The sequence below is a fragment of the Bacillus pumilus genome, from assembly GCF_900186955.1.
GTDB classification, from domain to species: Bacteria; Bacillota; Bacilli; order Bacillales; family Bacillaceae; genus Bacillus; species Bacillus pumilus.
The window spans coordinates 822576-835289 of sequence record NZ_LT906438.1 but is presented as its reverse complement, the minus strand read 5'-3'; the positions used below and the strand labels follow the sequence as shown (position 1 = coordinate 835289).

Below are 12714 nucleotides of genomic sequence, written 5' to 3'. Positions count from 1 at the left end.
TATCTGAACCCTTGATAGGTTGTCTTCATTTTATTCCATCTCATTAGTATACCATGACTTGGACAAAGAGAGAAAATCCCTTTCATTTATCTGTCTCAATGCTTCTCCATAAATATAAAGAAGCGTAACTTAAATAAGGAGTCCAATCCTTGCTTAATGCTACCATCTCTTCTTTTGTCGGCTTTGCAGGCAGGTCAAAGTGCCGTTTGATGGCGTTTTGAATCCCGATATCTGCCATCGGAAAGAGATTCGGTCTTCCAAGTCCATTCATGAGCACATTTTGAACTGTCCAAGGTCCAATCCCTCTAATCGGAAGCAGACGTTCTTCCACCTCCAGATCAGTTAAATCATGTAATTCTTCTAAAGAAAGAGAGCCGCTCACAATTCGCTTTGAGACATCGATGACATATTCCGCTTTCCTCTGACTAAATTGGAGCTTTCTCAAATCCTCTGTTTCAAGTGAAGCGATGGCTTCTGGTAAAGGATCAAACCAAACCCCCTCTATTTGCTCGCCGTACGTATGAACAAACCGTTTCGTGAGTTCAAAAGCAAACGCCAGATTGAGCTGCTGATGAATGATGCATTTCATCAAGCAATGATATAAGTGAAAATCCAGCATGAGCGGTGTTCCCTTATGACGCTCAAAAACGGGCGCTAGATTTGTTTGAGAAAAATGCTCATGCACAGCGTCTAATTGATGCTCCATGCCAAATATCCGCTTCATCTCGCATATGAGAGGTTCCTCAGGACCATTTCCTTTCACCCGAAACGTGGGCGCTTCTTTTGTTCCCGTGGCTTGAACGACGACAACGTATGGTGTTTGTTCTAATCTGATTGGTACTTTGATTTCTCTTTTATTCAAATCGACTGCTTTTAATGGATCATTTGATAAGCGTCTCAGCACTTGATCGAAGTGATATGGCGGTTCAACCACCAGCTGTTTTTCCCACATGTTTTCCCTCTTCCTTTCTGCAAACACGCGCAGATGCAATTGTTTCATTTTGCTTGAATGATTCTCTATATTAAATACTTTTGAATATAAAGAGTACAAGAATTTATCAGTTATATCTTCCTTATTTGTGGTCATTCTCCTTTTGGTCTGATGAAAGTTTTTGGTCGAATTCAGCTAATATTCGACATGATCCTCCAATATTTTAGGATCATTTTCCTTAAATTAGAAATAGAACCTCTGGGTGATATCTTCTATCCTGAAAAAATTTGTATAATTATGACATATCAAGGAGGTGACAAAGGAATTAGCTGATTAGGCAATCATTTGTTTTATCTTGCAGGAACATATTTTACCTCATTGATAACCGGCTTCACCTAGTTTCACTTTTTACGAAAAGGAAGACCCAAACATTTTAAAACAAAGGAGATCCGACCAATGAAAAAAACCATTCTTTCTATTGCCCTTGCCACTGCTGTTTCTTCGACTCTGCCAGTATTTGCTGACGCTGCTGAGAAAAAAACGTCAGCACCCGTCTCTACTACACTACAGCAAACTGTATTAAACAAAGCTGCTGAAGGAAAAGCTGGAACGACAGCTAGTCCTAATGTTAACGTCAACTTCGATGTTCTTGGGATTGCCAATGCGATTGTTAACGCAGTAAACGCAAATGCAAACCGTCCTGGGTTCGTTAAAGGCGTGATGGAAAGCACATTCTATGCTGCTGGTGGCAGATATAATGTCATGGTCTTTAACCTAAGCCAAAATTATGAAGACCGCTTTAACGGCGTGAAAACTTTTGCAACTGCTAATCTTGGTAACGTTGTTTACGGTATTTGGGTATTTGAAAGTGGTACCTTTAAAAACAACGGCGATGGCGGCTGGGATAACTGGGCGTTCAGAGGCTGGTTTGACCGTCAAGATAAATTTGTTACGTTCCGTCGTCCTTAATTCTCGGTTTTATCCATCAATCATACACGCACAATGGACCGATCTCAGTGATGAGATCGGCTTTTTTATGGAGAGTATGTATAAGTTCACTGGCGTTGCTTCATGATATAATGCAAGTCTGGAGGGGTGTATATGCTGAAAAAACTTGCAGTGACAAAGAACGGAGACTTGATTGAACATGCAACATTGCATCAGCTTTCAAGCCCCGATATCGCCTGGTATTGGATTGACTTTCATGCGCCAACGGAAAAGGAAGCAGCACTGCTGAAGGAATTCTTTCAGTTTCATCCGCTTTCAATTGAAGATTGCTTCCATTATTTACAGCGGCCTAAGCTTGATTTTTATGAAGAGTATTTATTTTTCGTTCTTCATGCTCTCAATCAAAAAACACTTCGTTCAGAGGAAGTGGACCTGTTTGTTGGGGAAAGTTTTATTGTCACCTTTCATTTAAAGGAAGCACCATACATTGATCGTGTGATGCGAAAGCTAAAAGCATCTGAACACGCGCGAAATAGTGGACCTGAGCATCTTGCCTACATGCTGATTGATGATCTGGTTGATGATTATTTCCCGATTATTTATCAAATTGAAGACAGGTTAAATGAGATCGAAGATGAAGAAGGTCATAAAACGTACGGTACTTTAATGAACGAAGTATTCGGAATTCGGTCAGACTTGTTAAAGCTAAGAAGGACAATTATTCCGATGAGAGACCTTTTATATCGTATCGTGAATATTAATATGATGAAAAACGATAAAAATAGACAAGCCTATTTCAATGATATCTATGACCACCTTCTGAAATTAACAGAGATTGTCGAATCAAACCGTGATATGACAGCCGATTTACGAGACAGCTATCAGACGCTGAATTCTAACCGAATGAATGCAATCATGATGACGCTGACCATTGTATCGACCATCTTTATTCCATTGACCTTTATTGTTGGAGTGTACGGAATGAACTTTGATAACATGCCTGAATTACACTGGAAGTATGGCTATTTTGGCGTACTGATTTTCATGGGTCTGCTCGTCTCGGGTATGCTTTTGTGGTTTAAGCATAAAGGATGGTTCCGCATATTCAAATAATGTGTAGAGTGAATGACTGAGGAGGCGGTTAGAATGAAAAACTGGATTCCTTTGTCTCATCAAGAACTAAAGCTCGTATGGGAGACGCTCTATCGAGATTTCAAATTTAATCCGAGCCTCTCTCGTTTTCCCTCATTTCGCGTACCTTCTCCTTTCATTACATATGATATTTCTGCTTATTTTGAGGACTCTTCCCTTCTTCATGCAGATGAAGACCTTGAAGAGAAAGCATTACTTGTTTTTCAGGAGCTTATCAGAACAGACGAGTATATGCTGGCACTTGATTGGCAGCACGAATGCTACTGGATCACACCATACGGCTCATTTGAAAAAGATGAATTCGGAGATTGGGCAGTGCCTGTGCTACCGAACGGGGATTATTATTTCTTTTTATCAAAAGAGATGCATTGGGGCTTGCTAGGACACCCTTGGGAGCAAAGTATCACGATTTTCGGTGAGGGCTTGATTGACTCTTTCACTCGTCATCATCCGATTTTGTTTCAGCGTAAAATAAGAGAAGGATAAAGAAAAAGCTCGCAGGTCTTCTGCAAGCTTTTTTTCTATAGCTGAGGCAGATGCCATACTTTTTCAAGCATGAGATCGTCTAGGCTTTTAAAGGAATAACCTTGTTTTTTCAGTGACGTGATGGCATCATCCAATGCCTCGGCATTGTCTCTTGAGACGGTATGAAGTAAGTAAATGGCACCTGGGTGCGCCTGCTTCATCATTTGATCGTAAGCATACTGTTTTCCTTTTTGATGATGAATATGCCAGTCCACAAACGCCACTGACCAGAAAACGGTTTGGTAACCGAGCTCTTTTGTTTCCTTCAGCACTCTTTCACTGAATACACCGCGCGGCGGACGAAGATAGAGGTTGTCTTGTTTCCCAGTGATTTTGTACACGGCTTCATTGACGCGCCCCAGCTCTTCTTTGATTTCTTTCGTACTCTTTGTTGTTAAATCTGGATGGTGATAGGAGTGGTTGCCAATGATATGACCTTCCTCCGCCATACGTTTAACGAGCTCAGGCTGGTCCTTGACAAAGTGACCTGTCACAAAAAAGGTGGCTGGCACTTGATGTTTTTTCAGCACATCTAAGATCTTCGGCGTGTACCCATTTTCATAGCCATTGTCGAAGGTAAAATAAATCTCTTTCTTTTTCGTGCTTCCTAAATAGAAGGCATCATACTTTTTTAAAAGGGCGTTCAGTTCTTTACCCGCATCCGCTGGCTTGTGTTCTTTGCTTTTCGCAAATCCCCAATGGACGGGCTGATTAGACACGGCTTCCGCTTCTGAGAGAGGCATGGATACAAAAAGCGCACATAAACAGATGAGCATGTATTTTTTCATTTACGTCACTTCCCGGTTTTTCTTCTATTGTGCAGAATAAGACCGAGACTCATACACTGATTCACCTGCCAATTTAAAGAAAAAAGCCCGCACTGTGCGAGCTATTCTTCCTTCCAATCGGTTTTAAACCGTTCATATTTTGCTTCTAGGTCGTCAATCATCTGGATCAGTCTGTCTATATCCTCAACATCTGTTGATTCTGGATCTAATGAATCAATCACATTCATAAACATATCTAATCGGTTCTTTAAATAATCAACCTGCTGCTCTTTGCTGTCTGCTGCCTTGCCCATAGATACACTCCCTTTAGCATTTGTTTCTAGCTTATCTTTTTTTCCCTTGTAAATCAATGAAACCCCACTTGCGTATAACGGTGATGGGGCTTAAAATTAACTGTTGGCGGGTCCACGTTTGCCCGAATGAAAAGGAGATAGATACCATGAACCAAAAAACAGCACTTCGTCCGATTACACCTGCATATGACCCTTGGGAAGCCTATCTTGATGTGCAGGATTACGGAGAGATGAAGCTGACAAATATTGAATTTACAACTACGACGTTGTGTAACATGAGATGTGAGCACTGCGCGGTCGGCTATACTTTGCAGCCAAAAGACCCGAATGCACTGCCGCTTGATTTACTGCTTCGCCGTTTAGATGAAGTTCCGCTTCTGCGCTCAATCAGTATTACAGGCGGAGAGCCGATGCTTTCTCTCAAATCTGTGCGGGAATATGTCGTCCCTTTATTAAAGTATGCCCATGAACGCGGCGTCCGTACACAGATCAATTCAAACTTAACACTTGATTTGGCGCGATATGAAGAAATTATTCCATACTTAGATGTTCTTCACATCTCACATAACTGGGGAACTATCGAAGAGTTTGCAATGGTCGGTTTTGCGATGATGGACAGAAAACCAACCTTTGAGCAGCGCGAGAAATTATTTAACCGCATGATTGAAAATAGCCGGGCACTTGTCAAAGCAGGTGTTACCGTATCTGCTGAAACCATGCTTAATAAACGCACACTTCCATATATTGAACACATCCACCGGCAAATTGTCGTGGAAATGAAATGCCAGCGCCACGAAGTTCACCCGATGTACCCAAGTGATTTTGCCAGCGCCCTTGAATCATTGACGCTTCCGCAAATGCGTGATGCGATTCATCAGCTGCTTGATATTCGTGATCAAGACACATGGATGCTGTTTGGCACCCTGCCATTTTATTCTTGCAGTACAGATGAAGAAGACCAGCGCCTCCTCAAACGATTACGCCAGGAGAAGCATGTCACGGTACGAAATGACCCTGACGGACGCTCACGGTTGAATGTGAATATTTTTGATGGGAATATTATTGTGACAGACTTTGGTGATACACCGCCGCTTGGAAATATTGCGACCGATACATTGCAATCAGCTTATACTCGCTGGATGGACACAAAATTAGCAAAAGAGCTGAATTGTCATTGTCCAAGCGTACAATGCCTCGGTCCGAATGTTCTTGTGAAAAACAGCTATTATCAAGATGTTGATTTTACTTCTCGTACAGCCAGGGGGTAACCGATAGATGGACGATACATTTCTGACAGTGGTCAAGAACAAATACATTGAAATTCTAATTGTTGGACTTGTTCTTTGGCTTGCCGTCTTTATCATCAACAAAGCCCTTCAGATTTTCTTTAAACGAACGGAGTTTATTGAAGATAAGAAGAAGAAAACGATCGAGAGCTTGGTCAAATCTGTGACGAAGTACACAGCTTCAATTTGCTTTGTATTCTATGTCATTTCTCTCTTCTTTCATGATTTCGGAAAAATTCTTGCAGGTGCCGGTGTTGCTGGGATCGTCATCGGTTTTGGCGCCCAGACGCTGATTCGCGATATTTTAGCAGGCATCTTCCTGATCTATGAACGTCAGATTCATAAAGGGGATTATGTGACAGTGAATAACCTCTTTAATGGAACGATTGAAGAAATTGGTCTCCGTTCTTTGCAAATTAGAGAATGGAGCGGCAAGCTGTTAACCATTTCTAACGGAGACATCCGGCAAATTCAAAACTATAACATGCACTACATGCGGATTACGGAGTCTGTATTAATTAGTGCGAATCAAAACCCAGACACCGCCTTTCAAGCACTCGAAACGGCCTGTGACAATTTAAATCAAATGCATCATGATTTTCTTAAAAAAGATGAATTCCAGCATGCCATTGAACCGTTTCAAGTCCATGGCATTATGGGTCTGAACAAGCTGAACCGCGGGATTGAGATCACAGTGAAAGGAATGGTCGAAGACGAAAAATACTTCGATGCCGCCCTCGCTGTCCGAAAAGAAATGATCAAACAACTTCATCAGCATGATGTCAAATTGCTTGAAGATCTCGTTTATCCCCAGCCTGCAAAATAACCTCATTTATGATGGGGTTATTTTTTATATCATCGGCTCTTATTATTTCTTTATTTATTAGGTGCGCCGAGCTGACTCGGGCTCTCGAAAAACATGAAACGCTTGAACAGCTTGGACATATCCGTTAAGAATTCGCTTTAATTCAGCCCCTCTAACTTCTATCCTCTTGACTAATTCATGTATAATAGAAAGCAGAATGATTTCATGCAGCATGGGGACCCTCATACTGTGTATTTTCTAAGTGAAAGAGAGTGAATAAGATGGGTCGTAAGTGGAACAACATTAAAGAAAAGAAAGCATCAAAGGATGCCAGTACAAGTCGTATTTACGCAAAATTCGGGCGTGAAATCTATGTGGCTGCCAAACAAGGTGAGCCAAACCCAGAATCAAACCAAGCACTTCGTTTTGTCCTAGAACGTGCAAAAACATATAGTGTCCCAAAACACATCGTGGACCGTGCCATTGAAAAAGCCAAAGGCGGTGCGGAAGAGAATTTCGATGAGCTGCGCTACGAAGGATTTGGTCCAAACGGATCAATGGTGATCGTTGATGCCCTCACCAATAACGTGAACCGTACAGCGTCAGATGTTCGTGCGGCATTTGGGAAAAACGGTGGAAACATGGGCGTAAGCGGTTCTGTTGCCTACATGTTTGACCAAACAGCTGTCATCGGTGTCGAAGGAAAAAGTGAAGAAGAAACGCTTGAGCTTTTAATGGAAGCAGACGTTGATGTACGTGACATCATGGAAGAAGATGAAACAGTGATTGTATACGCTGAACCAGATCAATTCCATCAAGTACAAGAAGCATTCAAACAAGCCGGCGTCGAAGAATTTACTGTCGCTGAAATCACAATGCTTCCTCAAAATGAAGTGACATTAGATGATGAATCGAAAGCACAATTTGAAAAGCTGATCGATGTATTAGAAGAGCTTGAAGACGTGCAGCAGGTTTATCATAATGTGGATTTAGGGGAATAAAAGGAAATTTTGCCATAACATAAGTTTATTTAAATAAACTTATGTTATGGCTTTTTTATTTAAAACTCATCATATCTTTTGAAAGCAAAACTTTATATTCAAATTAGGAAAAACGTATCTTAATAGAGTAAAGTTAAATATTATATTTTTGTGTAAAATTTAACAAAAAAGGTTTACTACTCCTTTGTCTAGTTGTATTATAGTGATTACGAGAAATAATACATAATTTTATATATAAAAGTTAGGTGGTGTTATTATTTTTAAAATATGGTGGAAACAGTATTTTGGATTTATGATCATACCATTTATTACTATGGGGCTTATCTTTAACAACTTCTCTCACTTTACAAAAATTATCTATTTCCTTTTCCTTGCTTGGTTATTATTTAATGTTATTGACTTTTATAGAAGTGAGGTAAGAAACAAAAAGGACAAAAAGTCATGAAAGGGGGTGTAGACGTTGATATTTGAAATAGCCACGAAATTTTTTTTAACTATTGCAACAGCAACGGAAATAGTTAATGCTGTAAATAATGGTTTAGGAATTCTAACGATAATAGGACTTGCTGGTGCTACGTATGGCTGGGGAGCAATTGCTTACCCACTTATTAGAGGTGCTGTCGCAAAGTGGGGAACACAACAGGCAATACACTGGTAGTATACGAGATTTAACAAAGAGGAGAGGATTCTCTCCTCTTTTAATGAAAGGTTGTTCTTACGTTATGAGATTTTTCAAGATTTTTTATCAGCCATTAGAATTGATGTACTCTCTTAATAAAAAACCTAACATAGCTCTTCCATTATTATTTTCTGCTTTAATACCCTTACTTTATATTCAAGTCATTTTTGAACGCTTTGAACATGTGGAAAGCAAGTGGTTATATTTAATAGCTTTAGGTATGAGTTTTTTTTCATTAATGACTTTTTTCATTACTTCTTTTACCATCTATTTGTTATTAAATACTTTTATGTTAGATAGAGAAATCAGTTTCAAAACGACCATTTCAATTTATGGATTTAGTCAAATGCCAAAAATCTTTTTTGCCATCAGCCTTTTATTCTTTCCATTTTTAGATAACACCAATATATCTCAGTACGATCATTTTCTAACAGCCCTTGCCATCTTTATCATAAATCCCTTTAATATCTGGAGATATATGTTGTTAATATGTGGCTTTCATGTACTAATCAACATGAAAATAAAAAAATTAATTGCTATTGCGATAATTTTCGTAATCATTGAGGTATGTATTATATTTTTCGGAAGTGATATAACTCATATTTTTAGATAAAGGAGAATCATTTTTCTAATGAGAAATGTACTAACATATATTTATTTTAGACAAAAATCTTTTTTTTACTATCGACTTCCAAAATTAAAAATAAAGAATGACTTATTTGTTTATGTCGCTCTATCCGTCATTCTTTTATTCAGCGCAGTTTTTACCACTATAATGACTCAATTATATACCAATCATTTATTTTCACATAACGAGATCTTTTACATATCAACTTTTTTCATCATTACTTTTTTATTAACAGGAATTCAGCAATCCATTACAAATACTGTTTATAAAACATCTACAAAAAATGACCTGAAATTATTAATTGTATCACCACTTTCTTTTCACGAGTTGTTACTAGCAAAATATTTTGAAACCACATTTTTGAAAGAGGTTTTAATCTCTTCAATTCTTATTCCAACACTTTTTTTATATCATTATTCACAAATAGGTTCGGTTTTTTTAGGCATTGTATTTACACTTAACTCTGTATGCTTTCTTTATATAATGAAATTTGCGGTTTTCTACTTATCTGTCATTGGGTACCGTTATATTGCGACAGCATACCAATTGTTTTTTTCAATTCTGAGAATTTTTGTTTTGTCTATATTAGCTGTTATTTTTTTATCCAACAAAATAGATTTCCAATCTCATTCAATGCTTAATTGGTTTTTCAACTGGATATCCCAAATGCCTTTTGCGATTTTACCAACAATTTTCCAAAATAAATTCATCATTTTTTTACAAATTTCATTATTAATCATCGTTATGTTATTGATTCGAACTTCTTTTTCTAATGGGGTAAGAGCACATTTCATTGGTGAAAATTCAAAAAAAAGAAAGGTTAAAACAATGATTTCTCACCTTTCCTTTCATGAAAGAAAGGAGCTGTCTCTCATCCAGTTAATGATTGCTTACATCAAAAGACAAAGAAAACAAGAAATTATTATGACATACTTGCCTTTATTTAGCTCGCTATTTTCTATCATACTTATTTTATATTTGCTTTATTATAGAATACCAACATTTATGAATGCTAATGAGAGTTTAGTTTTTATCATTCTGTCAGCTGCCATTGTTAAAATGTTATCAGATACATATTGCTTTCTCGCAAGCATCGATTTTCATGGTGCACGTTTTCAACTTCTGAAATTGACTGGGATTCATCCCAAATTCATCGTACGAAGTCACATTATTCTCTCTAGTTCAATTAATATCACGCTGTTCATTATCCTTTTTACAATAGCTGCAATCATATTTCAAATGTCTTTCCCTTTCTTTATTTTCATTTGTGTTATGGCAATAACACAAATGATCTTATTCAATTGTATTTATTTCTTATCAAGCATTAGTTATCCAGAATTTAAAAGAAATTTTGTAAGTAATCTTCCTTCAAGCAAAGCAAAAATGACTGCGAATTTGCTAATTCTATTTTGTTTTTTGCTTGAAGGACTGATGATCATCATATTTGATAAACAGCATTACCTTGCTTTTATTATCTCTACATTGATTTATTTGATATTTATTTTTATTATTTTGAAAATCTCTAGTCTTAAGATACAATTTCTTAATTTAAGTAAGTAAAAAGGGGAAGTAAAATGTTAAAGTTAGAAAATATTCATGTCCAAATTAACAACAAATCTATTCTCCATGATTTGTCTCTTCATGTTAAGCCACATGATTCTGTTGGTATTATAGGAAAAAACGGCGCAGGAAAAACGACTCTATTTGAGATCATTTGTGGCATACGATTAACTGATGATGGCGTTATCCGCTTTTTAGATAAGCAACCTAAGGATCGTCATTATTCAAGTCACCTTTTCTTTGTACCTGATGATTCTCTTGTATATGAATACTTAACTGCATCCGAGTATATCAATTTTGTTTCTAGACTCTACAACAAAAAATTAGACTCAACAGAAATCAATACTATGCTTTCATTCTTTGAACTTGACTACCTGTCCAACAAATTAATTAGAGACTATTCTAAAGGAATGAAAATGAAATTAGCTATTTCACTTGCTCTTTTATTAAAACCTCGATTACTTATTTTAGATGAACCCTTTAATGGGCTAGATCCATCTAGTTGTATTAAATTAGTTCAGAAGTTAAAAGAATTTCTTCAATTTGGAAGTGTGCTTTTTTCATCACATACTTTAGATTTTGTTGAAGATCTCAGTCACTCTACATATCTTCTTCGGAATCAGCAATTAACAAACGTGACGACAGAAAATTTAAAAGAGCTGTTTACTGATGAGTAAAGCAATTAAGAGTTACTTAAAAGATTTTTACCATGCTTTAAAAGTGCTTATTTTACCTTCTATTTTCTTCATAACAATTGGAATGGTCATGGGATTTTATATGACAAACGGAGATTATTCAGAGGATATTGTTAGAATAAATGATCAACGTCATTTTTTTGATTATTTCTTTCAAAATTTATCTATATGTATCATGATGATCGTTGGAATGGTCACTTTTGGTTTATCTAGTGTATACATATTGTTTATCAATGGATTAATGATTGGTGGAGCTTTTAAAATTTCGATTCCGTATTTAATGCATCCTTTACAATCATTACTTCTCATCTTACCTCATGGTATAAGCGAATTGATGGCTATTATGATTTCTGGTGGTATTGGTTTTATCCTTCTGAAAGAGGCCATCCTTTTATTGTTTGATAAAAAGAAGAAAATAAATTTTAAAAATATATGTAAAATTACTTGTACAGGGCTTGTGCTAGTAACTATACTATTATTTTTCTCGGCCATCATAGAGTTTTATATCACGCCTGACATTCATAACTTTACGACAAATTAAACCCCCTCTTCTATAGTGAAAGAGGGGGTTTTACTATGTTAATTCATCCCTTGAAACCCAAACGTCAAGTGATCCTGAACAGGAATCCAAGCGCCGATTCCTTGTGAAGTCACGTTTTTCACGACGAGTTTGCGTTTATTTCCTTTAAGCACAAGGTACACTTCTCCGTATGTCACCTTTCCTTTTTCGTTAATCGCTGGTGCATAGGCATGAAGCGATGCTGCTTTTTTCGGAGAGACGTGGTATGACTGATCTCGTTTTGTTCCTGCGCCAATCACGGTGTCAAAAGCGAGGGGCAGCTTGGTTTTTTGAATGGCTTTTTGCATCATCAATGTTTTCACATCTTCTGGGCTTGGCACTTTTGCTGTGAGCCCGCCGCTTACTTTCACTTGCTGCTTTTGAACGTATTTGCCAATGGCTGTTTTGTTGCCGCCTCTGTTATCAATATGATTCGTATTCACTTTTTTGTATTCCCAGTTGGCGACCGTTTCGTTTGAATCATAGCTCAGTGCCCATCTTCCAAGGAAAATGGTCGCGCGGTAACCAACAGCTAATGGCGTCCCTGAAATGCTGGATTCATTCAGCATTTTGATCAAATGGGTATTCTCAATCGGCACATTCGTTGTTTTAAACAATTCGGCTGTCAGCTCGCTCGGCTGGAGCAATGGCTGATCCTGTGACGCATTCGGATACGTATTCTCCTTAGAAATACTGGCGACAGACGATGGCACCTTAAATGGCTTCGCCGCCTCCGCTGGAAAGCTGTATAGAAAACTTAAGGATAAGAGAACAACAAACATGATGCGGGGCATCTTTTTCATATCATCACTCTTTCTCATTCATTTTTCCATAGTATTTTCCGCAAAGACGTCCCTTATCCAC

General features: G+C 37.7%; 14 protein-coding genes. 10 read left to right on the top strand and 4 right to left on the bottom strand.

Translation table 11 applies throughout. The features are described from left to right. Nucleotides 1-82: 82 nt before the first annotated feature. Nucleotides 83-952, bottom strand: a complete 870-nt coding sequence (locus CKW02_RS04040) for a DNA-3-methyladenine glycosylase family protein (RefSeq protein ID WP_003218022.1) — start codon at nucleotides 950-952, stop codon at nucleotides 83-85. 435 nt (nucleotides 953-1387) lie between these two features. Between CKW02_RS04040 and CKW02_RS04035 the strand changes: the two genes are divergently transcribed. The 3 genes from CKW02_RS04035 (at nucleotide 1388) to CKW02_RS04025 (ending at nucleotide 3517) form a co-directional block, all read left to right on the top strand. Next, nucleotides 1388-1900 carry a hypothetical protein gene (locus tag CKW02_RS04035; protein ID WP_003218040.1) on the top strand — a complete coding sequence of 171 codons (513 nt, stop codon included), beginning with the start codon at nucleotides 1388-1390 and terminating at the stop codon, nucleotides 1898-1900. Nucleotides 1901-2032: 132 nt separating this feature from the next. Beyond that, the gene (gene corA / locus CKW02_RS04030) at nucleotides 2033-2992 is read left to right on the top strand and encodes a magnesium/cobalt transporter CorA (protein WP_003218035.1); all 960 of its coding nucleotides are present in this window, start codon (nucleotides 2033-2035) and stop codon (nucleotides 2990-2992) included. Between the two features lie 33 nt (nucleotides 2993-3025). Continuing rightward, nucleotides 3026-3517 carry a DUF2716 domain-containing protein gene (locus CKW02_RS04025; RefSeq protein ID WP_003218062.1) on the top strand — a complete coding sequence of 164 codons (492 nt, stop codon included), beginning with the start codon at nucleotides 3026-3028 and terminating at the stop codon, nucleotides 3515-3517. A 35-nt stretch (nucleotides 3518-3552) separates the two neighbouring features. Here CKW02_RS04025 and pdaA read toward each other — a convergent pair whose 3' ends face one another. Together pdaA and CKW02_RS04015 are read right to left on the bottom strand one after the other, a co-directional pair. Then, the gene (pdaA, locus tag CKW02_RS04020; protein ID WP_003218060.1) at nucleotides 3553-4344 is read right to left on the bottom strand and encodes a delta-lactam-biosynthetic de-N-acetylase; all 792 of its coding nucleotides are present in this window, start codon (nucleotides 4342-4344) and stop codon (nucleotides 3553-3555) included. Between the two features lie 101 nt (nucleotides 4345-4445). Then, a complete protein-coding gene (locus tag CKW02_RS04015; protein WP_003218031.1) occupies nucleotides 4446-4637 on the bottom strand; it encodes an SE1561 family protein in 192 nt (63 codons plus the stop codon). Nucleotides 4638-4783: 146 nt separating this feature from the next. Here CKW02_RS04015 and yfkAB point away from each other — a divergent pair, with 146 nt between their 5' ends. From yfkAB to CKW02_RS03975, 7 genes are all read left to right on the top strand, one after another. Continuing rightward, the gene (yfkAB, locus tag CKW02_RS04010; protein ID WP_003218058.1) at nucleotides 4784-5905 is read left to right on the top strand and encodes a radical SAM/CxCxxxxC motif protein YfkAB; all 1122 of its coding nucleotides are present in this window, start codon (nucleotides 4784-4786) and stop codon (nucleotides 5903-5905) included. 7 nt (nucleotides 5906-5912) lie between these two features. After that, nucleotides 5913-6749 (top strand): mechanosensitive ion channel family protein, encoded by an 837-nt coding sequence (locus CKW02_RS04005; protein ID WP_003218032.1) that lies wholly within the window; start codon nucleotides 5913-5915, stop codon nucleotides 6747-6749. A 260-nt stretch (nucleotides 6750-7009) separates the two neighbouring features. After that, entirely contained in the window at nucleotides 7010-7729 is a 720-nt protein-coding gene (locus CKW02_RS04000) for a YebC/PmpR family DNA-binding transcriptional regulator (RefSeq protein WP_003218036.1), read from the top strand. 578 nt (nucleotides 7730-8307) lie between these two features. Next, nucleotides 8308-9021, top strand: a complete 714-nt coding sequence (locus tag CKW02_RS03990; protein WP_080550351.1) for a YIP1 family protein — start codon at nucleotides 8308-8310, stop codon at nucleotides 9019-9021. 18 nt (nucleotides 9022-9039) lie between these two features. Further along, nucleotides 9040-10596 carry a hypothetical protein gene (locus tag CKW02_RS03985; RefSeq protein ID WP_003218047.1) on the top strand — a complete coding sequence of 519 codons (1557 nt, stop codon included), beginning with the start codon at nucleotides 9040-9042 and terminating at the stop codon, nucleotides 10594-10596. 14 nt (nucleotides 10597-10610) lie between these two features. Then, nucleotides 10611-11273, top strand: a complete 663-nt coding sequence (locus CKW02_RS03980; RefSeq protein ID WP_003218054.1) for an ATP-binding cassette domain-containing protein — start codon at nucleotides 10611-10613, stop codon at nucleotides 11271-11273. After that, entirely contained in the window at nucleotides 11266-11832 is a 567-nt protein-coding gene (locus tag CKW02_RS03975) for a stage II sporulation protein M (protein ID WP_003218027.1), read from the top strand. The genes CKW02_RS03980 and CKW02_RS03975 overlap by 8 nt, the downstream gene beginning before the upstream one ends. Before the next feature lie 38 nt (nucleotides 11833-11870). Here the strand turns inward: CKW02_RS03975 and CKW02_RS03970 are convergent, their stop codons facing one another. Continuing rightward, the gene (locus CKW02_RS03970) at nucleotides 11871-12653 is read right to left on the bottom strand and encodes a YfkD famly protein (RefSeq protein WP_034620914.1); all 783 of its coding nucleotides are present in this window, start codon (nucleotides 12651-12653) and stop codon (nucleotides 11871-11873) included. Between the last annotated feature and the right edge of the window lie 61 nt (nucleotides 12654-12714).